The organism is Acinetobacter sp. YH01007 (assembly GCF_013420425.1).
Taxonomy (GTDB): Bacteria; Pseudomonadota; Gammaproteobacteria; order Pseudomonadales; family Moraxellaceae; genus Acinetobacter; species Acinetobacter towneri.
The window spans coordinates 1-23814 of sequence record NZ_VOYC01000025.1 but is presented as its reverse complement, the minus strand read 5'-3'; the positions used below and the strand labels follow the sequence as shown (position 1 = coordinate 23814).

Annotated in this window: 25 protein-coding genes; 16 read left to right on the top strand and 9 right to left on the bottom strand. The window is 41.6% G+C overall.

Going from position 1 to position 23814, the window contains the following annotated elements:
• Positions 1-350 precede the first annotated feature (350 nt).
• Complete coding sequence (locus FTT74_RS12375) at positions 351-1415, bottom strand: AraC family transcriptional regulator (protein ID WP_131261958.1); 1065 nt, start codon at positions 1413-1415, stop codon at positions 351-353.
• Positions 1416-1547: 132 nt separating this feature from the next.
• Here FTT74_RS12375 and FTT74_RS12370 point away from each other — a divergent pair, with 132 nt between their 5' ends.
• Positions 1548-2423, top strand: coding sequence for a metal-dependent hydrolase (locus tag FTT74_RS12370; protein WP_179989121.1), 876 nt, complete (start codon positions 1548-1550; stop codon positions 2421-2423).
• Positions 2424-2633: 210 nt separating this feature from the next.
• Here FTT74_RS12370 and orn read toward each other — a convergent pair whose 3' ends face one another.
• Positions 2634-3191, bottom strand: coding sequence for an oligoribonuclease (gene orn, locus FTT74_RS12365; protein ID WP_004976254.1), 558 nt, complete (start codon positions 3189-3191; stop codon positions 2634-2636).
• Between the two features lie 124 nt (positions 3192-3315).
• Here orn and rsgA point away from each other — a divergent pair, with 124 nt between their 5' ends.
• From rsgA to secB, 4 genes are all read left to right on the top strand, one after another.
• Positions 3316-4374 (top strand): ribosome small subunit-dependent GTPase A, encoded by a 1059-nt coding sequence (gene rsgA, locus FTT74_RS12360; RefSeq protein WP_179989122.1) that lies wholly within the window; start codon positions 3316-3318, stop codon positions 4372-4374.
• A 94-nt stretch (positions 4375-4468) separates the two neighbouring features.
• Positions 4469-4876, top strand: a complete 408-nt coding sequence (locus tag FTT74_RS12355) for a rhodanese-like domain-containing protein (protein ID WP_004976250.1) — start codon at positions 4469-4471, stop codon at positions 4874-4876.
• Between the two features lie 33 nt (positions 4877-4909).
• The gene (grxC, locus tag FTT74_RS12350) at positions 4910-5164 is read left to right on the top strand and encodes a glutaredoxin 3 (protein WP_004976247.1); all 255 of its coding nucleotides are present in this window, start codon (positions 4910-4912) and stop codon (positions 5162-5164) included.
• 34 nt (positions 5165-5198) lie between these two features.
• Positions 5199-5657, top strand: a complete 459-nt coding sequence (gene secB, locus FTT74_RS12345; protein ID WP_004976246.1) for a protein-export chaperone SecB — start codon at positions 5199-5201, stop codon at positions 5655-5657.
• A gap of 77 nt (positions 5658-5734) precedes the next feature.
• Here secB and coaBC read toward each other — a convergent pair whose 3' ends face one another.
• On the bottom strand, positions 5735-7009 hold the full coding sequence (coaBC, locus tag FTT74_RS12340) for a bifunctional phosphopantothenoylcysteine decarboxylase/phosphopantothenate--cysteine ligase CoaBC (protein WP_004976244.1): 1275 nt from the start codon (positions 7007-7009) through the stop codon (positions 5735-5737).
• Positions 7010-7122: 113 nt separating this feature from the next.
• Between coaBC and radC the strand changes: the two genes are divergently transcribed.
• Together radC and FTT74_RS12330 are read left to right on the top strand one after the other, a co-directional pair.
• Positions 7123-7821: a DNA repair protein RadC gene (radC, locus tag FTT74_RS12335; protein WP_154321040.1), complete on the top strand. Its 699-nt coding sequence runs from the start codon at positions 7123-7125 to the stop codon at positions 7819-7821.
• A 68-nt stretch (positions 7822-7889) separates the two neighbouring features.
• Positions 7890-8798, top strand: coding sequence for a bestrophin family protein (locus FTT74_RS12330; protein ID WP_154321041.1), 909 nt, complete (start codon positions 7890-7892; stop codon positions 8796-8798).
• A gap of 105 nt (positions 8799-8903) precedes the next feature.
• Here FTT74_RS12330 and FTT74_RS12325 read toward each other — a convergent pair whose 3' ends face one another.
• The gene (locus FTT74_RS12325) at positions 8904-9758 is read right to left on the bottom strand and encodes a PHP domain-containing protein (protein ID WP_131261955.1); all 855 of its coding nucleotides are present in this window, start codon (positions 9756-9758) and stop codon (positions 8904-8906) included.
• Positions 9759-9803: 45 nt separating this feature from the next.
• Here FTT74_RS12325 and FTT74_RS12320 point away from each other — a divergent pair, with 45 nt between their 5' ends.
• From FTT74_RS12320 to mnmC, 4 genes are read left to right on the top strand one after another with little or no spacing between them, the layout of a single operon-like run.
• Positions 9804-10415: an inner membrane-spanning protein YciB gene (locus FTT74_RS12320; RefSeq protein WP_179989123.1), complete on the top strand. Its 612-nt coding sequence runs from the start codon at positions 9804-9806 to the stop codon at positions 10413-10415.
• A gap of 29 nt (positions 10416-10444) precedes the next feature.
• Positions 10445-10747, top strand: coding sequence for a YciI family protein (locus FTT74_RS12315; protein WP_004976238.1), 303 nt, complete (start codon positions 10445-10447; stop codon positions 10745-10747).
• Positions 10748-10752: 5 nt separating this feature from the next.
• Positions 10753-11238, top strand: coding sequence for a hypothetical protein (locus tag FTT74_RS12310; RefSeq protein WP_179989124.1), 486 nt, complete (start codon positions 10753-10755; stop codon positions 11236-11238).
• A 37-nt stretch (positions 11239-11275) separates the two neighbouring features.
• Positions 11276-13177 (top strand): FAD-dependent 5-carboxymethylaminomethyl-2-thiouridine(34) oxidoreductase MnmC, encoded by a 1902-nt coding sequence (gene mnmC, locus FTT74_RS12305; protein ID WP_179989125.1) that lies wholly within the window; start codon positions 11276-11278, stop codon positions 13175-13177.
• 79 nt (positions 13178-13256) lie between these two features.
• Here the strand turns inward: mnmC and FTT74_RS12300 are convergent, their stop codons facing one another.
• A complete protein-coding gene (locus tag FTT74_RS12300; RefSeq protein WP_004976235.1) occupies positions 13257-13571 on the bottom strand; it encodes a rhodanese-like domain-containing protein in 315 nt (104 codons plus the stop codon).
• Positions 13572-13663: 92 nt separating this feature from the next.
• On the opposite strand from FTT74_RS12300, the gene FTT74_RS12295 reads away from it, so the two are divergent.
• A complete protein-coding gene (locus tag FTT74_RS12295; protein WP_004976234.1) occupies positions 13664-14152 on the top strand; it encodes a YajQ family cyclic di-GMP-binding protein in 489 nt (162 codons plus the stop codon).
• Positions 14153-14164: 12 nt separating this feature from the next.
• On the top strand, positions 14165-14674 hold the full coding sequence (locus tag FTT74_RS12290) for a DUF4442 domain-containing protein (RefSeq protein WP_104853054.1): 510 nt from the start codon (positions 14165-14167) through the stop codon (positions 14672-14674).
• A gap of 78 nt (positions 14675-14752) precedes the next feature.
• On the opposite strand, the gene FTT74_RS12285 is transcribed toward FTT74_RS12290, so the two are convergent.
• The 3 genes from FTT74_RS12285 to FTT74_RS12275 are packed head-to-tail and all read right to left on the bottom strand — an operon-like array spanning position 14753 to position 16554.
• Positions 14753-15199 carry an acyl-CoA thioesterase gene (locus tag FTT74_RS12285; protein ID WP_218618957.1) on the bottom strand — a complete coding sequence of 149 codons (447 nt, stop codon included), beginning with the start codon at positions 15197-15199 and terminating at the stop codon, positions 14753-14755.
• A gap of 27 nt (positions 15200-15226) precedes the next feature.
• Complete coding sequence (trxC, locus tag FTT74_RS12280; protein ID WP_104853053.1) at positions 15227-15658, bottom strand: thioredoxin TrxC; 432 nt, start codon at positions 15656-15658, stop codon at positions 15227-15229.
• The gene (locus FTT74_RS12275; protein ID WP_167845778.1) at positions 15655-16554 is read right to left on the bottom strand and encodes an alpha/beta hydrolase; all 900 of its coding nucleotides are present in this window, start codon (positions 16552-16554) and stop codon (positions 15655-15657) included. Before FTT74_RS12275 ends, trxC begins: the two co-directional genes overlap by 4 nt.
• Positions 16555-16677: 123 nt before the next feature.
• Here FTT74_RS12275 and FTT74_RS12270 point away from each other — a divergent pair, with 123 nt between their 5' ends.
• Positions 16678-17013 carry a TIGR01244 family sulfur transferase gene (locus FTT74_RS12270; protein ID WP_179989126.1) on the top strand — a complete coding sequence of 112 codons (336 nt, stop codon included), beginning with the start codon at positions 16678-16680 and terminating at the stop codon, positions 17011-17013.
• Positions 17006-17395, top strand: a complete 390-nt coding sequence (locus FTT74_RS12265) for a beta-lactamase hydrolase domain-containing protein (protein ID WP_179989127.1) — start codon at positions 17006-17008, stop codon at positions 17393-17395. The genes FTT74_RS12270 and FTT74_RS12265 overlap by 8 nt, the downstream gene beginning before the upstream one ends.
• A 188-nt stretch (positions 17396-17583) precedes the next feature.
• On the opposite strand, the gene FTT74_RS12260 is transcribed toward FTT74_RS12265, so the two are convergent.
• On the bottom strand, positions 17584-22044 hold the full coding sequence (locus tag FTT74_RS12260) for a hypothetical protein (RefSeq protein WP_179989128.1): 4461 nt from the start codon (positions 22042-22044) through the stop codon (positions 17584-17586).
• A 209-nt stretch (positions 22045-22253) separates the two neighbouring features.
• On the opposite strand from FTT74_RS12260, the gene FTT74_RS12255 reads away from it, so the two are divergent.
• Positions 22254-23633: a dihydrolipoyl dehydrogenase gene (locus tag FTT74_RS12255; protein WP_179989129.1), complete on the top strand. Its 1380-nt coding sequence runs from the start codon at positions 22254-22256 to the stop codon at positions 23631-23633.
• Positions 23634-23814 lie beyond the last annotated feature (181 nt).

Genomic DNA, 23814 nt, shown 5'->3' with positions numbered 1-23814 from the left:
AAATTGACCCATTGTAACGCTATTTTTTACTCAATGAATAGCGCACAGGCATGAGTTGCTGCATTTCTGTTTGCAAAACGATTTATTCAGAACAACCGCGAGGCTACATTTACTGATATTTGCGCTTTTTTCTCAATGATCAAAGATGCCTAATTTTGCCTGCTTATCGGTTTTTGAAACTTGCTCAATCGTGCTTTTAAATTTAAAAATATTGATAAAAATAAACAACTTCAGGTTTTATCTTAGGCTTTATCAACCTTGCAAAAGCTGATTCGGTCATGGCTACACACAGCTTATTTTCAATCTCTTAGCGCGAAATCACCTGTTGATAATGAGCCAATCCATACTATTTATGGCGTATTTTGCTGTAGAGAAAGTGCATCCTCAGCTTGCTGCAACTGCTGTTTACGTTTTAGCAAGGTCTGTCCTGTACAGGCTTTATAGGCACGCGCCAAAGCCGATTGGTCTGAATAACCCAACAACTGTGCAATATCGCTTAGGCTCACATTTTGTCGCAGTAAGTTTTCACAGCGCTGCATCCGTTCTATTTCAAGAATCTGTTTAAAACCCGTACCTTCCTGTTTAAGCTGACGCTGTAACGTACGCCCTGAACGAAATAAACGCTGCGCCACCCATTCAATGCTCGGCACTTGCTGTTCATAACGTAAATAATGCGCCACCTGCTCTTGGACTTGCTGCTGCACGGTTTCTAATTGTGGTTTTAACGCAATCGCATCTTCAGCTTGTTTGGTGAGTAAATGAATTAAAGAGGGATCGGCTTGCTGTGGTTTTAAACTGAGGCTTTCTAAATTTAAAACAATTTGATATTCCGCTTGCTTAAATAAAACCTTACAACCATAAAACTTTTCATAATGCAGCATCGCCATACGCGGTGCATGGGCAAAATGAATCTCCCGTATCGGAGAGTGTTGAAAATCAAAAATTTGCATGGCCAATTGAGTCATACAAGCAAAAGTCATTTCATGAACCAAGCTGTATTTTTCATCCACCAATGGCCATGATAAATATAAAGCATCTGATTGTTGTTCCAGTCGCATTGGTACGGCTGCCGTACCATCCACCACCAAGCGACTAAAACGCATCATATATTGAATGGCTTCTGCAACACTGTTACTACGCGATGCCATATAGCCAAGCACGCCAAAATGTTCAGGCTGAATATAACGTGCCAATTCAAAAACGAGCGTTGGACAATCTAAAAACTGAATACTGTGTTGGATGATCTCGTTAAAAAACTGATAGGACGATTGGGTATCCATGGGCAATGCCAACACATGCTGTAACTGCTGCAATTGTGCAGGCGAAAATCCAAGCTGCTCAGGAACTCTGCCCTGTGCAGATAAATAGCGTAACCAAAGTTGATAATAACCATTCGGAATTTGAATTTCGCTCATGTGCTTGCTCATTTTGACATGCATCATTTTCTTTTGTCGCTTAATGTATAAAAACTGGCAAATACTGTCAAAACAAATCTGCCAAAGCCCGACATAATGCAAACAGGATTGACCAGAGTGAAATAAAATAAAATGAATGCACTTGTCCAATATCATGCTGCGCCCATAGTACGCAGCAATCTCGATTTTAAATTAGCCGATGTGCCGCGTTACTGGTTTGCAGGTGACCCGTTTTTAACCCGCATGTTTGATGCTTTGAGCCTGACTTTTCCTGATGGCGAGCGTTATTTCATTCAATCGGTACGTTTGTTCCGTGATCAAATTCAAGACCCTGACTTAAAACAGCGTGTTGCCGATTTTATTCGGCAAGAAGCTCAGCACGGCATTGCACACGACAAAATGAATCAGGTTATGAAAGATCAAGGCATGCCTGTAGATCAGTTTATTCAGCGTCTAAACAAAGTGTTTAAGTTTGAACTGAAATATCGCTCGCCCCAATACAACATCGCCATGACAGCGGCTGCGGAACATTTAACTGCACTTATGGCAGAAACTTTTTATGGCGAAAAAGACACGCTACAAGATGCACATCCTTATGTCCGTGCTTTATTTGCATGGCATGCGATTGAAGAAATGGAACATCGTGATGTGGCGTTTGATGTGATGCAACAGGTGGGCAATGTGCCTGAAGTGACCCGAAAAATGGCGTTGGTGCTGACCACAGGTTTAATGTTCGGATTTACCCTGTACCGCGCCAATGTCATGCTGAAATGCGATGGGTTTAATCGTATCCAGCGCCTTAAAATGAATGTATGTGGCTTGCAATGGCTGTTTGGCAAACAAGGGAAATTACGCAAAATGCAATCACAATATCGTGATTGGTTTAAACCTGACTTTCACCCTAGCCAACATCCAATCATCGCGCAATATGATGTCTGGCTTGAGACTTTGGCGCAAACAGGCGACCCAATTCAGGCAGGTGAAGCATTTTGGCAGGCAGGAAAATAAAGCTTTTGGTTTTGCTTGGCTTTTAACCAATGAACACCTAAGCATTGCTTAGCTTTATACAAACTTGCCTCTAATATCTTTATATAAAGTAAGGCATAAGGCAATGCTGAGTCATATCTTATTATTTCTTATTTATGAGTGACCAACACAGTTTAAGCGTAAGAGATCGCTGTTACTGTTACAGCTCCATCTCCTACGCAGAAAAAGGTTTTAGTCCTGATTCATAATAAAAAAGTATTGGCGATAATATTTCAGCTCAGCAATCGAATCACGAATATCATCCATCGCCAAATGCGACGCATTCTTTTTCAAACCGCTCATAATTTCTGGACGCCAGCGCTTTGCCAACTCTTTCACTGATGAAACATCCAAATTACGATAATGGAAGTACTGTTCCAATTCAGGCATTAAACGGTGTAAAAAACGGCGGTCTTGGCAAATTGAGTTGCCACACATTGGCGATGTTTTAGGATTGACCCATTTTTTTAGAAACTCAATGGTTTGCTGCTCTGCATCCTGCGCAGTGAGTTTGCTGCGACGCACACGCTCAATTAAGCCCGATTGTCCATGCTGACGTGTATTCCACTCATCCATGGCATTTAAAATACGATCAGGTTGATGCACAGCCAGCACAGGACCTTCTGCCAAAATATTTAAATGATCATCGGTCACAATGGTAGCCACTTCAATAATTTGGTCGTTATCGGTATCTAAACCTGTCATTTCCAAATCAATCCAAATGAGGCGAGTATCAGGCGTGCTGCTCATAAATGTGCAATCTTATTCGGCTTAAAAACAGCATAGTAGCAAATTTCTTGCTTCTTGGCTGTAACTGTGCCCCCGCTTCATGCTATTTTTGCCATCCTGAGTTCATGGTTTTTTTAGGATATGAATGGCTTTAATTCGTAAGCGTCGATTGACTGAACAACAGCAACGTCGAATTGAAAAACAACACAAGTCACGTCAGGCAGACATTGACACTTCACATGATTTAGAAGGCTTGGTGGTACAACACTATGGTCGTCAATTAGAAGTTCAGGCTTTATCTGTTCCTGAAATTCATCCTGAAAAACCGGTGGTGCACGCAGGTGAGCCAGAACCATTTTGGAAACCTATTGAAATGGGAAGTATTTGGCGCTGTCACACTCGTACCAATTTAGAATTATTGGTGACGGGAGATCGGGTCAAATGGCAGGCCGACCCAAATACAGGTTTAGGAATTATTACCGCGATTCATCCACGCCAATCTTTATTGACCCGACCTGATCGTTATCACAAAGTTAAACCTGTTGCCGCCAATATCAGTTTGATTGTGATTGTTTTTGCGCCTTTGCCTGAACCTGCACCGGGCTTGATTGACCGCTATTTGGTTGCTTGTGCCGATGCCGATATTCCCGCCTTATTGGTTTTAAACAAATCTGATTTACTCAAAGAAAACGACCCGATTTTAGACTTGCTCAAGGAATATCAAGACTTGCGATATGAAGTTATGCAAACCCAATCCGATGCGAATTTAGAGCATTTAGCGGCACGTTTAGCAGGTGAAACGGTAGCTTTTGTCGGGCAATCGGGCGTGGGTAAAAGCTCGCTGATTAATGCCATCGTGCCCGAAGCGGCGCAAAAGACCAATATCATTTCGGAAAACTCGGCACTTGGACAGCACACCACAACCTCTACTCGTTTAATTGGCTTTGGAGATGGTGCTGCCTTAATTGACTCACCGGGGATTCGTGAATTTGGTTTGTGGCACTTGAGCCAAGATAAAATTCAAAATGGTTTTCCTGAAATTGAAAACCTGTTGGGTCATTGCCAATTCCGCAACTGTACCCATAAACATGAAAAGCAATGTGCACTGCGACTGGCTGCTGCAGAAGGCGAAATTTTATCGCGTCGTTTAGACAGTTATTTAAGACTGTGTGATGAAATTGCCGAAGCGCAACAAAAAAATTAATTTTATTGTGGCGCTGCCCTTGAAGCGGTGTTTTTGATCGCCATATTTATACGCTATACTCTTGAACAATTTTGACATTGTAATTAGGTGACTTGTGGAACGTTGGTTCGAATTTATGGGGAATCATCCCTTCTTATTTGGGACGCTGGCTGTATTGGTAGTGTTGTTCTTTGTGTTAGAAGGTCAACGCAATGGTCGCAAAATTTCCCCACAATCTTTGGGTATTTTAGTCAAAGCTAAAAATGCCATGTTGATTGATTTACGTGATGCCAAAGATTTCCGTGAAGGTCATATCAGTGGTAGCCGCAATATTCCCTATAGCCAAATTACCAAGCATGTTGAAGAGTTAAAAACCTCAGATCGCCCATTGGTCTTTATCTGTAACTTGGGTCAGGTTGCAGGCAGTGCTTTACAACAGGTCGCACATACCGATGCCTATCGTTTAGATGGCGGTATTAGCAACTGGAAAGCACAAGGTTTACCTTTAGTAAAAAGCAAATAGTTTTACCCAATATTTTTCGCAAGGAGAACAATCATGGCTGAAGTCACTATTTATTCAACGACTGTATGTCCATACTGCATTCGTGCAAAACAACTCCTTGAGCGTAAAGGCGTTGCCTATAAAGAAATTAATTTGTCGAATGAAGCGCCTGAAGTACGTGTTGAATTAATGCAACGCACCAATCATCGTACCGTTCCACAAATTTTCATCAATGACCAGTTTATTGGCGGCTTTGACCAATTATATGCGTTAGATCGCGAAGGCAAGCTCGATCAATTATTGGCATAAACATAACACGATAACCAACTCTTAAGGATTTAACATGAGTGAAGAACAACAAGCTCAACCACAATTGGCATTAGAGCGTATTTATACCAAAGACATTTCTTTTGAAGTTCCTGGGGCACAAGTATTTACCAAAGAATGGCAGCCTGAATTGAACATCAACCTGTCATCTTCTGCAGAAAAAATTGATCCAACCCACTTTGAAGTAGCATTAAAAGTTGTGGTTCAAGCCAACAACGCGGGCGATACTGCATTTATTGTTGATGTTACCCAAGCTGGTATTTTCCTGATTGATGGCGTTGAAGAAGAGCGTTTACCGTACATTCTTGGCGCATACTGCCCGAACATTTTGTTCCCATTCTTGCGTGAAGCAGTGAATGATATGGTTACCAAAGGCAGCTTCCCACAATTATTGTTAACGCCAATCAACTTCGATGCCGAGTTTGAAGCCAATATGCAACGTGCTCAAGCCGCTGCAGCTGAAGGTCAAGCTTAATTCGCGATTGGATATAAAAAAACCGCTGAAATTTCAGCGGTTTTTTATGTCATCCGTTTGCTGATGGACGATCAAAATTAAAAATCATCATCCTGAGATGGATCTCGATACAAGGCATCATGAATCGCTTCGACCAATTGCTGCGCAATTTCCTGTTTCGAGGCTTTTTCCAAATCGCGTTTTTCCATACGGTAGCTTTCGGCAAAAAATACCGTCATGGCATTTTCATCGGAAGCAAAACCAATATCGGCACGGGAAACGTCATTGCAGGCAATCATATCCAGTTTTTTCGCCACCAACTTGCCTGCTGCATACTCTTCTACATTGCGGGTTTCTGCAGCAAAGCCAACCATAAACGGACGTTTTTCCTGTTGCGCAATGGTCGCAACAATATCAGGGTTTTTGACCAACGCCACATTCAGCTCATCGCCTAATTTTTTAATTTTGTGTTCCGCAATTTCTGCCACGCGGTAATCTGCCACCGCGGCTGTAGCGATGAAAATATCACAGCCTTGTTCAAGCATCTGCAAACTGGTATCTAGCATTTGAATTGCAGAAGACACATTAATTCGCTGTACCCCATTTGGCGTATCTAAACTAACTGGGCCTGCAATAAGCGTGACTTTTGCCCCTGCTGCATAACAGGCTGCAGCCAAAGAAAAACCCATTTTGCCTGTACTATGGTTAGAAATATAACGCACAGGGTCTAAAGCTTCGCGGGTTGGGCCTGCTGTAATGGTGACATTTTTGCCTGCCAACATGCCAAATTTTTCCACCAAAGCACGCTGTGCCTGATGAAAATACTGCGTCACCTGATGCGCCAAATCTTCAGGTTCTGGCATACGCCCTAAACCAACATCTCCACAGGCTTGTTCGCCCGCATCGGGCATAATTACATGCACGCCATCTTCCACCAAAGTGGTTAAGTTACGCTGTGTGGCTTTGGCTGCCCACATTTGCTGATTCATGGCAGGTGCAACCCAAACTGGTGCAGTGGTGGCTAAATATAAAGTACTGAGCAAATCATCGGCCAGACCTGCAGCAAATTTGGCTAAGGTGTCGCAACTGGCGGGCGCAACCAAAATTAAATCGGCCCACCGTGCCAATTCAATATGCCCCATGCCTGCTTCGGCTTCGGTATCTAATAATTCGGTATGTACTGGATTGCCTGACAGTGCTTGAAAGGTCAGCGGTGTAATAAAAGCTTGTGCCCCCTTGGTCATGACCACGCGAACACTAAACCCTGCATCCTTTAAACGACGCACTAAAATCGCACTTTTATAGGCCGCAATGCCGCCTGTCACAGCTAAAATAATGTTTTTATGAGGGAGGACGCTTAAATCGAAGCTCACAAATAAGCCACCTTTTTGTTGCAGTGGCGCTCACAATAGCATTAAATAATGTCATTCCCAAGAGATCTGTTGGGATTTAAGTTTCAAATTTAGAATAAAAAAGTCAAATAACAATGCATTTATCTATTAAACATTGGCCTGAACAAGAACGGCCACGTGAGCGTCTGATTCAAAATGGTGCTGCAAGTTTGTCCGATGCCGAACTACTGGCTATTTTCCTGCGCTCAGGCTCGCAACAACATTCTGCGGTGGAGTTGGCACGATTGCTAATTCAGCATTTTGGCAATCTCACTACTTTACTCGATGCACCCATTGCCGAGTTGTGTCAATTTCACGGCATGGGTAACAGTAAATATTCACAGCTCATGGCAGTTAAAGAACTTGGACGGCGCTATGTAGCCGAACATTTAAAACAAGATGCACTTGAGCTTAGCAATTCCAAACGCTTGATGGAGTATCTGCGTTTTGAACTTTTGGGCGAAACCCAAGAAGTGTTTGCGGTGCTTTGCCTTGATGCCTGTTTACGCAAAATCAGCTTTAAAAAATTATTTTATGGTGCATTAAATTCGTGTGAAATTTCCATTAATCAATTGCTACGTTTTGCGATTAGTCAACATGCCACAGCGATTGTGATTGCACACAATCATCCTTTCGGCTTACCACAACCTTCACCTGCAGATTTAGTCCTGACGCAGCAGATTCAGCAAGCCTGTCAGTTGCTAGAGCTGCGTTTGATCGATCACTGTATCATCTCAAGTGAAGGTAATTTTTCCTTTGCCGAACAACAACTGCTTAAATTTGAGCACACTTAAAATTTGCATATTGACAAAGCCTGCACAAGCACAGAAGATCATCAAAAAATTGTGATGATTCTAATAAAATGATAGTCGATCAACCCAGTGTATTTAACTTACTGTTTTCTTGGCGGGGCACGATTTTACCGAAGGTCTTACCGCCTTTGGGCTTGGTGATGTTGATCTCCACCATTATTGGCGGTTTGTCTTATATTGGTTATTTTCATTTTCCAGAATTGCCTTTGGTTGGCTTTACTTTAATTGGGGTGGTGCTGTCGATTTTTTTGGGCTTTAAAAACTCTGCCTGTTATGACCGTTGGTGGGAGGCACGTAAACTTTGGGGCATGCTGATTGCCAACGCGCGCCACTTTGACCGCGACTGCCGTATACTTAGTCAAGCACGACGTGAACGCGTCATTCAGCACGTCATTGTATTTGCCAATGTCTTGCGCGACCGCCTGCGTCATCAAACTGCCAATCCAACCGAGTTAATTCAAACCAGTGGCATGAGTCAGCAAGCAATTACCCAACTGTATCAACAAGCCAATGCGCCGCAATACACGCTCAGTTTGATTCAATGGGAGTTAATGCAAGCACTTAAAGAGGGCGAAATTTCCGATATTATTTACACACAAATGAATCAACACGTCACAGAGCTGAGTTTGGTACTCACGGGTTGTGACCGTATTGCTACCACACCGCTCCCTTTTGCGTATTCAGTCCTACTTAACCGAACAGTGTACTTTTTCTGTTTTATGTTGCCCTTTAGTTTAGGGTCTACACTCGGATTGGCGACTCCGCTTTTGGTCGGTATTTTGGCTTATACTTTTTTAGGTCTGGATGCGCTCAGTTCTGAAATTGAAGAACCTTTTGGCACGCAAAGCAATGACTTACCTTTAGATGCCATGGTAAGAACCATTGAAATTGAATTATTGGGTACGTTGGGTAAACCAACGCCACCACCAATTCAGGCACAGGACAATAATTTGCTTTAGACCCTCTTCCCAACCTTCTCCCAGAGGGAGAAGGAGTTTTTATCCTTTCTAAATTTTAATAATGGATATCACATCTGCTTATATGAGAAGGTTGGGATGAGGGAGTTACTCAACAAAACTCTCCCAAATCCCAATTTGACCATCTTTCACCCGCGGAATATTGCCCAATTTAATCCACGGCATATTTTCACCATGAAAATCGCTGCCGACAGATACTTTTAGACCATGTTCAGCAATCATGCGATCCACCATTTGACGGGTCGATGCAGGGTCAATATTAGGCGGCAATTCCACTGCATCACCCCCATATTTGGCAAAAATTTCAATCAAATAACGAATATTGGTCGCAGATAAATCATAACGGGTTGGATGCGCCAACACGGCAAAACCCTGACTGTCATGAATTACCCGAATCGTATCTTCCAAACTCAAGCCATCAAATTTCACATAAGCCTTTTTGCCTTCTTTGATGTATTTATCAAATGCTTGCTGCACACGCGTTACAATGCCTTTTTCTTGTAAGGTTTTGGCAATGTGTGTGCGAGTAATCCGATCTGCTACGCCTTCGACTTTAAGAAGTACATCATTATAAATATCTTGTCCAATCAGCGGAGTGAGTAAATCACAAATTTGTTTGGCACGTTCTGCACGAATTTGTTTTTGCTGTTCCAGCAGCGCCTGTAAAGGTGCAGGATTTTGCATGTTTAGCGCCACCACATGCACGCTATAGCTTTTCTTAGTGGCTGGACGTGACCATTGACTGGAAATTTCCACTCCCGAAATAATCTTTAAATCTTGCCCCTGAGCCGCTTGCTCTGCCAAAGCCAGCCCATCCATTGTGTCATGATCAGTCAATGCCAAGGTATGAATGCCCTGCTGAATTGCCGCAGACACCAATTCTCCAGGTGACAAAGTTCCATCAGAAATATTACTGTGTGTATGTAAATCTACGCCGTGCATCACTTATACTATGTCATTTATTTGATCAGATTTAGATACTCTAACATGAAAGCACTTTTAGACTTTGTGCCCCTCATTATTTTCTTTTATTTATACAAAACTGTAGATCCAAAAGACACTAATCATCAATTACTACAACTGATCGGCTCTGCAGGCGGTGTCGATAATAACCATATTTTGGTGGCCACCACAGGTCTGATCATCTCGATGTTAGTGGTGTACGGCGCATTGTTCATCATGCAAAAATTCCGTTTAGATAAACAACAATGGATTGTGTTGTTTATGACCGTAATTTTTGGTGGCGTTACCTTAATGTTAAGCGATGACTTTTATATTCGCCTGAAAGCTGCCATTTTAAACATTGTATTTGCAGGTGCTTTTTTGCTATCACCATGGTTTAGCAAAGACCGTAAACCGCTGATTCAACGCTTATTTGGCCCTGTATTCAACTTGACTGAAGCAGGTTGGAAAAACCTAAATTATGCTTGGGCAGCCATGTTTGCGGTTATGTCTTTCCTGCACGTATTTTTTGCATTTTTATTTAGGGATGGAAAATATTGGGGCGAATTCACCGCTTTTGGTGACATGATTGTGATGTTTTCCTTTATCATTGTGCAGTTTATTGTATTGCGCAAATACTTTAAAACATCTGAATAATTTCTGATCTGCGATATTCGAGAGTAACTATGCCTTTATTTGTTCTGAGTTGTACTGACCGTGAAGGTACACTGGAAAAACGTCTTGCGACCCGTCCTGCACATCTTGCACGTTTGCAACAACTCGATGCCGAAGGTCGCTTAATTGTGGCGGGGGCAATGCCAAAAGACCCAAGCAATCCACAAGCAGGCTTTTATGGCAGCACCATGATTGTCGATTTTGACAGTCGTGAAGCACTCGATGCTTGGCTACAAGATGAACCTTTCTTAAAAGAAGGCGTATATAGCCACATTGACGTTAAGCCATTCAATAAAGCATTCCCTCAAGGATAAGCGCTATGCGTTTCGTTGTTGCCAGTGTTGTTGCTGTTTTGCTCAGTTCTTCTGTTTATGCGGTTGAGCCAACCACAACCACATCCAATGCACCTGCTCCTGCTGCTGTGACCAACACGGCAGCCGTAGCAACCGCTGTCACTGCAAACACGACTGCAGCAACAGCCAATGGAGTTACTCCTGCACAGGATAAGCCCCTGACTGCAGAACAAATTGCCAAAAATAAAGCGCTTCAGGAAGCCAAAACCAAAGCCTTGATTAAAGATCAAAGCACACGCTTGCAACAACTTGAACAAGCGAACCTCGATGCTTTGGCACAGAATCAGGAACTGCAACTTAAAAACGATAATTTAGGCGTGCAAGTTCAAGTACTGCAAAGTGAACGCAGTGCGCAAATGTTTTTATACGGTGCTGCAACACTCGCGGTTGGCGTATTGCTCGGCTTTTTAATTGCCAGCTACGTCTATACCAAACGTCGTCGCCAATGGTAAGGTGCGCACTCACCTCTTGATTTAAGGTACTCTGGTTTTGTTTCAGCCTATTCAAACTGCCGAGCTGGATTGGCAACTGGTCGATGGTATTGATGTGCCCATTTCCAAACAATTTGGCGATGTGTATTTCTCTAAAGACAACGGTTTATTAGAAACACGGCATGTGTTTTTACAGGGCAATGACTTACCCATCCGTTTAGCAGCGCTGAATGATTTTGAATATTTTTGTGTAGGCGAAACAGGCTTTGGTACAGGCTTAAATATTTTAGCGCTCTGGCAATTATGGCAACAGGTACGTCCCAATAATCGCAGCCATTTACACGCAATTTCTGTCGAAAAATTTCCACTTTGCAAAGCCGATCTTATACGTGCCTTAGCGGCTTGGCCCGAACTCAGTCATCTGTCTGAACAGCTGATTCAGCAATACCCTGCCGCTATTGCAGGCTGTCATCGTTTAAACTTTCCAGATGAACGCTTTAGCCTAGATTTATGGCTAGGCGATGCTCAGGAAGTTTTTCCTGTCATTGCTAAAACTGCTCCTGTCAATGCGTGGTTTTTAGATGGCTTTGCACCCGCCTGTAACCCCGATATGTGGCAGGAAACCGTGCTCAACCCGATTGTAGCACTGTCCGATTATGGCACGACTTTTGCCTCATTTAGTGTGGCAGGCGTACTCAAACGTGGCTTAAAACAACACGGTATTCACATCACCCGCCCACGCGGTTTTGGGCATAAACGGGAAATGCTGAAAGCCATCTGGCAAGCGCCTGAAATAGAGCCAATATCCGATCAGAACGAAACTCAAATTACAACAAATACCACAACAAGCAACCAACAGCGCCATATTGCGATCATAGGCGCAGGAATTGCGGGTTTAAGCTGTGCGTGGGCATTTTCCCAACGAGGGCATCAAGTCACGCTCTATGACCAAACAGCGCCACTTGCAGGCGGTTCTGGCAATCCTTTGGCACTCTTAAACCCAAAACTTTGCCCAATTCATCAAAGTGCTGATCATTTAATGACTTTGGCATGGCAACATGCTTTAAATCACTATGCCGCATTCAAAGCATTTCGTCCGTTGCAGATTCATCAACTGGCACTTAAACATGCCGATGAATTGCTGGATTTAGCCACACAATACCCAAAAGGTATTTTAGCAGCACAGAGTGCAACCGAACTTACGCCACAAAGCGACTTTGCCAGTTTAAGCTTATTGCAAGCAGGAGCAGTTTCTCCACATCAACTGCGTGATGAAATTCTTGCGCATCCGCACATTCAGTTTCAGCAAGCTCAAATTAAACAAATCACCACGACAGCACAGCAACTGATCTTACACAGCGTAGATACTGAACTTGGAGTGTTTGATCATGTCATCGTCTGTGCAGCGCTGCAAAGCGGTGCTTTTTTTGAGCATTACCCTGTGCTTAAACCCATTCGTGGGCAAGTTAGCTGGGTAAATAATACAGATCAGGCTTTGCCATTATCACAAGCCTATAGCTATGGCGGCTATTGCATGCAGCTCAATGCCGATCAACTGATTTTAGGTGCATCGTTTTATCCAAATCGGGAAGATTGTGACGTCTTGGCAGAAGACCATGTGCATAACTACGAACTTATCCACAGTGTCTTTCCTGCGTATGCCGAAAACTTAGCACCCGTAGATACTTGGCAAGGTCGCGCTTCGCTACGCGCCCAAAGTAAGGATTATTTTCCCCTACTTGGCAAAATGCGTGATGATCAGGAAATTTACAGCTTTGCAGGACTCGGTTCTAAAGGCTTTTTATTTGCCCCGTTGTGCAGTGAAATACTGGCGGCACAAGTTTTAGCAGAAGCCTGCGCTGTACCTAAAAACTTAGTACAAAAACTGGCAGCTACACGTTTTCAGAAAAAGGTGAAAACCAAGAAGCCTTATTTTAAAGCGCTTCCACCTTCAAGCTAACGCTCGCTTAGAGAAAATAGAAATAAAACGATACCCAACAAAAAAGCGCCTTACGGCGCTTTCTTCATATTGATGATACTTAGTGACCTTGTTCCAAAGGCATGCCTGCGTCGCGCGCAGCACGTGTACCACCCATTAAAACAACATATTCACGTGAGCTGTCCAAACCTTCTAGTTTTTCCGCTGCACGTGGGGCTTTACTTCCGCCACCACATAAAATGTAAATGGGTTGATCCGCCGACACCTGAGTAAGACTCTCTGCTGATAGATCGTTAATTGGCTGATTCACAGCACCTTTAACATGAGCTTCTGCATAAGCACTTGCATCACGTACATCCCAGATAATCGCGTCAGCTGGGAACTCAAATGTTGTAATTTCTTGTTTACGGATCATTGCGCACTCCTTTGATGTAAAACAACACTTGGCAAATGAAGAAAACATCCCTAGCATCTCAGATATTGTTTCCATTTGCAAAGGTCTTCATTATGCCTTCTTTCGATATTGTTTCTGAATTAGAACTTTTTGAAGTGAATCATGCGGTTCAAAACACACAAAAAGAAATCGGTACTCGTTTCGATTTTCGTGGTCAGGATGTTTCTATCGACCTCAATGAAAAAAACAAAGAGATTAAAATCTCCACTGAAAGTGATTTCCAATGTGAGCAAGTGTATACCATGCTCGAAAATCACTTCTATAAGCGTAAAGTCGACATTCAGGCGCTTGACCCACAAAAAATGACCGCATCAGGTAAAAATGTGATTCAAGTGATCAAACTTAAAGATGGTCTTGACTCAGATACCGCAAAAAAAATTAACAAAGCCATTAAAGACAGTGGCATTAAAGTGCAATCTTCTATTCAGGGTGACAAAATTCGTGTGACCGACAAGAAACGCGACACATTGCAACAAGTAATGGCGTTCTTGAAAGAGCAACAATTTGGTCTGCCACTGCAATTTAACAACTTTAAAGATTAATTTGGGGATGTCATGACACCAACCAATCGCTTAAACAAACTGGTCAAAGCAACATCAAAATTGCCGAAAGGCATTCAAAGCCGCCTTTTGAGTCAAGCCTTTGGTCGTGTCGTGCCGATGGTGGGCACTGCGAAAATTCGCTATCAAGAAGTAACCCCATCGCAAGTGGTGGTCAGTCTTGCCAATCATAAAGCCATGCAAAACCATATTGGACAGGTACATGCCTGTGCTATGGCGCTGCTTGCCGAAACTGCTACAGGTTTTGTGACTGCTATGAATGTACCTGATAGTGCCATTGTGCTGATTAAAAGCCTGAAAGTGGACTTTAAACGTCCAACTCAAGGTGCAATGACAGCCATTGCCACACTCAGCCCAGAACAGCAACAACTCATGCACAGCACCGACAAAGGTGAAACACTGGTCAATGTCAGTGTGATTGATGAATCAGGCGAAGCTCCGATTCAGTGTGAAATGTTGTGGGCATGGGTGTCAAAAGCACATTTAAAGCAGAAACAAGCCTAACGCCTGTTTCCTCTCCAAGAAAAAATCCCAGCTACTGTGCTGGGATTTTTTCATTACGATGTTTGATTAGCTTGATAATTATGATGCTTGACTAGCCTGAGCTTCTAAAAACTTCTGTTTGGCTTCTTCAGGAATCTGACGTTTTGAGCCTTTGACATCAACCGCAACAAAGGTAAATACCCCTTCGGTGACACGCACGGCTTCACGTGAATCGTCATGGCTGTCCCACACTTCAATTTGCATTTGAATTGAAGTATTGCCCACTTTCAAAATTTTGGTGTAGCAACTGATCACATCGCCCACTTTTACAGGCACCAAAAAAGTCATTTGGTTAATGGAAATCGTGGCACAACGTCCTTTACTAAAACGCTCGGCATGAATCGCACCAGCCAAATCCATCTGTGAAACGATCCAGCCTCCAAAGACATCTCCACTCCAGTTGGTATCTGCTGGCATGGCAATTGTTTGTAGGGAAAGCACTCCCTCTGGTTTTGCATGAGAATCTGACACGTTCACTCCGGACATTTGCATTAAATTAGCACGAACAGTGCATTAAGACTGGGCGTTGAGTTGCTGATCCAACCACTGTTGTAATTCAGTCGCTCGTAGCGCGCCGCTTATTCTAGCAATTTCATTGCTTTTATTCATCAATACCAGTGTTGGAATACTGCGCACATGGAATGCACTGCTTAAGCGTGGATTGGCCTCGGTATCAATTTTGGCAAACACCACCTGCGGATTTTGCTTGGCAACTGTTGCAAAATGTGGTGCCATCATCTTGCAAGGACCACACCAGTCCGCCCAAAGATCAATCAGAATAGGTAAGTCACTATTTTGAATAAAATTACTGAAATTTTGCTCATTCAATTCAATGGGTGCAAGTGGAATCAGCGCTTGATGACACTGCCCACATGCAGGATTTGCAGATAATTTATCTTCAGGTACACGGTTTTTTGCACCGCATTCAGGGCATACAATAATCATTTACTGACTCCAAACAGTTGCTGTAAAAACTCTAATTGGGTCTGAATCGCTTTTTTAAACCATTCTCCATGATAAATATCGAAATGTTGCATATCCCACTCCTCATATTGCACATAAGGTGCAATATTGGTGGCCGCTTCACGACTCGACTCAATTGGAATCAGGCTGTCACGCTGCGCAGCAATAAATAACACAGGAATATTGATTTGCCGCACTTCTTGAATGGGACGATAACGAATCAAATTAAAAAATACCCGCGCAGGAATTTCCCCACTCCAGTAATAGTCGGGGTTCACAATGGACATATAACCTGCATAACTGTCTGCAGTCGGTAAAAAACACAGTTCTTTTTGCGCCACTACTGCCAGTGTTTTAGGTGACATCCCCACCTTTGCTCCCATATAGTCCTGACTGGAAATTTTTAGGGCTTTCGGAAGTTGCTGCAAAGGATATAACTTGGCACTTTCCGCACCATCTACAAAAGGCACTTGTACCATGACCGCGGCAATATTGTGTAAGCGTGAGGCCAAACTCAGCACATATCCGCCACTCAGAGAAGTTCCCCACAGAATCATGCGTTTGGCATCAATCGACTTACGTTCCGCAATATGTGAAATCATGCTGCGCCAGTCATCTAACTGCGCCTCTATGGATACCAACTCACGTGGACGCCCCGTACTCCCGCCCCAATAGCGATAATCGAATAGCACCACCGCATAGCCTGCCTGAGCAAAATATTGTGCGTATTGCACCAATTTAAAATGACGCAAGGCTGCCAGACCATGCGCCATCAGAATCACCGCGGGTTTTTCTATAGATTTAGGGCGATAAAAGTCTGCAGCAATCACCTCGTGATCACTTTTGACATATAAAGGCTCGACCGTATAGGAATGCATAAGCGCTCCATTGCGTTATTTTATCGTTATCATCGTTATAAATATTTCAGAACATTCTGCTCTTGAATCTGCTTAATGCTATCATAAAGCATATTGTCATGAATAAAATGATGGAGTATTCCCATGTCTGAACAAGTCGGTTTTGCGGGTCAAATTGGTCCTGAGCATGTAACTCAGGTACTTGAGAAAGGCTTTAAGTCAATTATTAATAACCGCCCAGATATGGAAGGTGGTGCCGAGCAACCAACCAGTGCGCAAATTGAAGAAGCTGCACGTGCAGCAGGCTTAGATTATGTCTTTCAACCTGTGGTGTCTGGTCAAATTACTGAAGTCGATGTGCGTACTTTTGCCAATCACTATAACGAATTACCAAAACCTGTGTTGATGTTTTGTCGTACAGGTAACCGCTCAAATAACTTATTCCAATTAGCTAAACAAATGGATTTGTTGGATGACTAAACACATCCTCAAACATGTGTTTTGCTGTATTCTGATCTGCAGCAGTATCTCGCTGAGTTATGCGAACAATACACAGATGCTAACAAATAAAGTCAGCGTTGCAGGTCAGATGAATGCTGCCAAATTTTCACAATTAATGCGGCAAGGTTTTAAATCTGTGATTGTGAACCGCCCTGATCAAGAGATGGGCAATGTAGTCAAGGTGAGTGAATTACGCAATATCGCGGAAAAATCTCAGATCAGTGTGATTTATCAACCCGTTAATAGCGGTAAAATTTCTCAAACAGACATTCTTGAATTCGCCAAATATTATAATGAGCTTCCAAAACCCATTCTGATGATTTGTCGTAGTGGCGCTCGTTCTAGTGCGTTATTTCATTAGGCAAAATCTCAAGGTTTGTTGCATGAATAAAATTTTATTGGCAGTAATGTGTATCTTGGTTCTCAATGCGTGTAGTTCGATGCAAGTGCGCCCGACTGTGGGTGTGAGTGTGGGGACTTCACTTTAATTTTTAAATTAAAATCCCCCATAAAAAACAGCGCCGAAGCGCTGTTTTTTATGGGTTTCAATTATGGTGCGCAAGTATAATTCGTACCATTCCAAGTATTTAAACCTAAATATGGACTTTCAATTGCTGGATGAGTTTTTGCAGTAATATCACTACTTGAAATTGGTAAAGTAAATGAATAGTGTGTTTCATCAGGCTGAGTTGTATTCGTAGAAGATGCTGCTAATTCAACAGTTACCCAAGTCGCAAAACGTTTTGGATAACGAATTTGCAAATCAACACGACCTCGCTCATCTGTTGTATATAATACGTTACCTTGATTCGTGTGCCCTACAAAATCAACGACATTTGTAGGAATCTTACGCATTTCACCACTATCTTTATTTCGAATATTGATAAAACCATCAAGATTCGTTCTTGGCACAGAACAACGCACAGCTGGCATTAAAGGACCTAATGGTTGTTGCGTATCTGCATGCCATAATTGGTTAATGTCTCTAAACCAATCTGCCACTACACCAGCAAAAAGATTAGGATTCAGCGGTAGGCCATAAGTATATTCTCCTACCATATAAGCAATTGCATCCACATCCATTGCAATTTGTTGTTGTGCTACTGGATTGCCTTTCGGATCTTGAACTGCAACAGAAATATTTTGTAAGTAGTATTCTCTCGTTGTATCTTCAATTAAGTTTGTTGTATCACGAGCAATTACAATAGATAAGCGTTCTAAATCTAAATCATTTCGAACTACTGGTAACTCGATTTCCTGACTAATATCTCGTTCACCATTATTATGCGTTGCCGTAATTACAATACCAGTATCTAATAAACTTTGAATTGTCGTAGGAGGAACAATTAATGATGGATCAAGTCGGATTGTAAATTTTGCCTCACCAACATTATTTGTTGACAACATTGAAGGTCCGACAATCATAGTACCATTTGTACTTGCTGCTGCGATATTCAAGGAAACTGTTTGATTTGCAACGGCACCACCATCTTCATCAACCACATAAACTAAAATGTCTGTTGAATCACCTAAAGCATTTAGACTCGTTTTAACTGACTTTATTTTAATTGCTTGCTGAGGAAATGCTTGTGCTGTCGGAGCAATTACAGGAATAATCGTACGCTGTGTACGAATCGCACCATTACTTGCGGTATGACTTGCAGTAACACTAATTCCATCATTTTCTAATAACTGAACTAATCTAGGGTCTGCATTTGGTGGAATAACAATAGTAAACTCGGCATTACCTTTATTATCAGTCTGAATAGTGGATGCACCATCAATATAAATATTATTGATAAATTGGGCATTATTTTCAATAAAATTGGCTAGGCTCAATTGTACATCTTGATTAGCAATAGCCCCACCATGACGATCAACAAGCTTAGCTGTTACCACAGAACTAGAGCCAGCGGATGACATATTAATTCGACTTAATTCCAAATTAATAAAAAATGGATTTTCAGGCTGTACAACCTCAAACTTAAGATCAGACTTTAATTCCTCACCTTTTGGAGTGTGAATAAAAGCACTTACAACTATTCCAGCCTTTGCTAATCCTAACTTAGCAGAGTCCGACAAATTATTTGGAACAATTAAACTTACTGGAGCGCTACCATTTGCAATTGTAATAATAGAATCAGCGCTTAACTTCACACCAGCATCTATTGCTTCCTGATTTAAAATCAATCGAACAGGGTAACCTGCTGTATTTGCGCCTAGTTTATCTTTTACAGCCACATTGATTTGATGTGTTTGACCATATTCAATATTTTTTACATCAGCAGTCAGACGTATGTTGAATGAATCTTCAGGAATCTCAACTTGAATCGAACCCGTTTGCTGTAAACGATCATTCGAGTTATTCAAACTTGTACCGACTACAGCAAAAACGATACCATTTTTAATCAAGTTTGCATCATACGCACCTTCAGCAACTCGAACAGTAAATTCTGCTTCACCATTGCTGTTGGTTACAGCCGAGTTAGAAGATAAAGACACACGTGAGCTAGTTAACGAAGATAAAGCAATTTGAATTGGCGTATTTGGAATAATGACATTATTCTTATCTTTCGCAACAACTTTAACGCGAACCTCACCACCCAATACTGATACTGTTGGCAGTGGACCATCATCTACAGATGTAATCTCAAGACCTGCGATTTCTGGTAAAACGACTGGTGGTTGTGCAACATCAACTTTCTTTGTAACAGTAAATGCGGAACCATCTGTACGAGTTGATTTCACGACTACCGTTAAACCATTCGCAATTAGATTCGTGAGTTCAGTTACATTGCCCGCTTTTACTTTAATTGTAAATTTTGCATGACCATTTACATCTGTGCGAATAGCTTGTGTAGAAACGTAACTCACACCATTATTTAATGCTGCATCATTTAAACCAATACTGATCAGCTGATTTTTAAGTAATTCGCCATCTGTACCTTTTGCGGTGACATCAACAGTTAATGTTTGCTCTTGGCCAACTGCTAGAGTCAAATCTCCCAACATATCAACTGTAAAGTGATCAAGATCAATCACACCTTGCTCTGTCGGTGCTTTAAAGTTCAAACGCACTGTTTGTGTCTTACCATTTGCTGAAGTCGCAACTAACGGTACACCTTGAATGGCTAAAGCAGCTTGCTCAGGTGATAAGTTCGCCTTGTAGTCAAGAATAAAAGTTGCATATCCATCTGTACCTGTCTGTTTAGAAGACTGACCTGTATGCGTCAAACCCAAATCTTGTAATTGTTTATCACTTAAAGACCCTGCGATACCTAATGAAACAGTTTCACCTTTTAACGCACTACCATTTACACCGACTGCCTTGACTTTAACTGTGAAAGTTTGAGTTTTTGTATAATCAAATACCGCTAGTTTTGGATCTGTCGAAGAAGTGATTGGATCTATAGCTAAATAGCGCATCGCTTCTTCAGAAACTTCTTCATTAGCAACTGTAATCGCAATTGAATTGCTTACACCGTTATCAGCAGTAAAATTAGCTTTAATTCCTGCTTTTACCAATGCCTCTATTGCAGCAGGTGTTTGGGCATTAGTCTTAATATTAAAAATAGCAAACCCGTTCACCAAGTCTTTATCCGCAGCCCCATCCAATGTTACACCATTTGATGTTGCTTCAGCATTTAAGTCAAGTTTAACCTTGCCTTTAGTTGCTGCTAAGCCTTTATTATTAATTGCCTTAACAGTTACAGCAACTGAGTCATTTTTTGCATTCACTTTATATGAAGATGCAATTTCTAAACGCTGAATAGCATCAGCATCTGAAGCATTTGTATTTTCTGTTACTACATCAACAATAACGCTACCAGAGGCAAGGTTAATACCATCTGTATAGGTTGCACTTAACGAAATACCTGTGTCGGATAAAGCAAGTGGATGTGTAACATCGGCCGTGCTAATCGTAAATTCTGCAATACCTTGTGCATTCGTTTTAGCAGTCGCATTATTGAGTTTAACGCCATACGCGAGCTCATTTTTTGTAAAGCTCAAACGAATCTCTTTTCCACTTAACGGTTCATGTTGATCATTCTTTGCTAATACTTGGATTTTTACAGGTGTTGTACTTTTCGCAGCAACAGCCTGATCTGGCTTAATTACTGAGAGAGTTGAGACAATCTGAGATGTGTCTTTAAATGTTAAATCTGCTATTGCGGTTTTTTCAGCTTTATGTTCATCAACTAGCAAAAAACTTAATGTTTCAGACTTACCCGCGAAAGTAGCAAGATCAGCTGATGTAAAATTGCTACTCGCTTTAAGTGTATATTTCACCTCACCCTGAGCATTTGTTTGTTGAGTTGCTGCGCCATTAGCGATAATAAATTTACCGCGCATCGCTTCAGGCATATTTAAAGTAACAGACTGATTCGCTTTAATGCCACCCTTAGCATCTGTTACAGTCGCAACAACATCAATACTGCCATTCGGTAAATTTAATACTGTGCCTTGGGTCACATTGATTCTATAGTCACTGACAATCGTACTACTTTTCTTAATATTTAAAGTGTAGGGAATACTAACTAAAGTGCCATCCACAGTAGCTGTTAATTGTACTTTCCCATCCGCTACTGCTAATTCAGGAACATTAATTTCAAAAACAGCTACACCATTTTCATCAGTCGCAACTACAGAGTTGGTACTGCTTACACCAAACTCATTTGTCGCAATTGATAAGCGAATATTTTTGTTGGCAATACCACCATTGTCAGCATTTAAGGCTTTGACCGCCAAATAAACTTTTGAATTATCTGGTGCAAGTTGAATTTCTTGTTCACTCGCATTCTGTAAAACTCTTGTTAAACTGGTTGCCACCTGTGATGTGTCAGGGGTTGAAGTATTTCCACCATCGTTATTTGGCGGATTCGTAGTACTATTATTGTCTGTATTGTAATAACCATCACTTCCACCACCACCACACGCAACCAATGCGATAGAAGAAGCCAATACTGTAGACTTTACCCCTAATTTTTTTAAGTTAATAAAATATGTCATATTCGTACCCATCGTTTTTATAAATGTCACAGACCCGCAAGATAGTTTACGGCTTTTAACGGAATTTACTCAAAATTACAAAAACTTTCAATGTAAATCTTCCAAACCACAAATTAAATCGTGATATCGGCTGTTAATTGTAGTTATTTCAACTTAAAGGTTATAAATTAAATATTAGTTAACCATTTAATAAAATAGGTGTAACCATCATGTACGACCTCATTATTATTGGTGCAGGTACCGCAGGCATTAGCGCCTATAAAGAAGCGATTAAATACACCCAAAACCTAATCATCATCAATCACGGTCCATGGGACACCACCTGTGCCCGCGTTGGTTGTATGCCCAGCAAAGTTCTCATCTCTAGTGCCAATCGCATGCACGACATACAACATGCACAAGAAGTTGCACTCACGGTAGATGCAAAAATTGATACATCCCAAATCATGACGCACGTACGCCAATTACGTGATCGTTTTACCCGTGCCACACAAAAAGATGTAGATCGTTGGGAAGCATCCCATAAGATTTCAGGTTTTGCGACTTTTATAGATGCCCATACAATTCAAGTGAATGGACAGCAATATCAGGCAAAAGCTTTTATTATTGCAGTCGGTTCTACTCCTGCTTATGAGCAAGCATGGAAAGAAAAATTAGGCGAACGCTTAATCACATCAGATCAAATCTTTGAATTAGAGAACTTACCCCAATCTTTGGCCGTCATTGGCAGTGGTGTAATTGCAATCGAATTGGCTCAAGCTATGCAACGCTTAGGGGTAGATACCACTATTTTTGCCCGTAGTCGTAAAGTTGGTTCACTCCGCAGCCCAGAACTACAAACCATTGCACAAGATACACTCAGTCGAGAATTGAATATCAAATTTGAAACCTTGCCTACACAACTACAAAAAACAGAACAAGGCGTGAAAATTGAATATCAAGAAAATGGACAAATACAAAGCTTAACTGCCGATTATGTATTGGTTGCTACGGGTAGACGCAGCTATTTAGATCAGCTTCATCTTGAAAATATTGATACAAGTTTCAACAACATCAAACAACTCCCAATTGATCCTCATACCAAACAACTCGGACAGCATGCTATTTTTATTGTGGGTGATGCACACACGAATACTCCCATTCAACATGAAGCAGCACATGAAGGGCGTGCAGCCGTGCATAATTGTTTAAGCTTTCCAAACATTGAAAATATAAAAACATTAACACCCATGGGCATTGTGTTTAGCTCACCTGAAATGGCATCTGTAGGACAAAACTATAAACAACTGAAAGATCAAAATATTGCATTTACAACAGGCTTTGTTTCTTATGAAAAACAAGGTCGCGCTTTGGTGCTAGGAAAAAACAAAGGTGCTATTGAAGTTTATATTGATAATAAAAGTCAAAAGTTATTAGGTGCTGAATTATTTGTGGATGCTGCTGAGCACATGGCGCACTTATTGGCTTGGATGATTGATGAAGAACTCACACTTGAAGATATTTTAGATAAACCGTTCTACCATCCAACACTAGAAGAAGGTTTAAGAACAGCATTTAAACATGCACGTCGACTACTACGTGAAATCTAATCAAATTTAGAAAGTATGCTTACTCTTTAAAACCATCCCCTGATGGTTTTATTTGAGGGCGTTCAAAGTTCTGTGTCAGTAAATTTGACTAGATTTTAATTATATCATCTAATCGACCTTCAAAGTAAATGGATAATTGAGTAATGGTTTGTCCCCATTCCTGAATAGGCATTGTCCATTT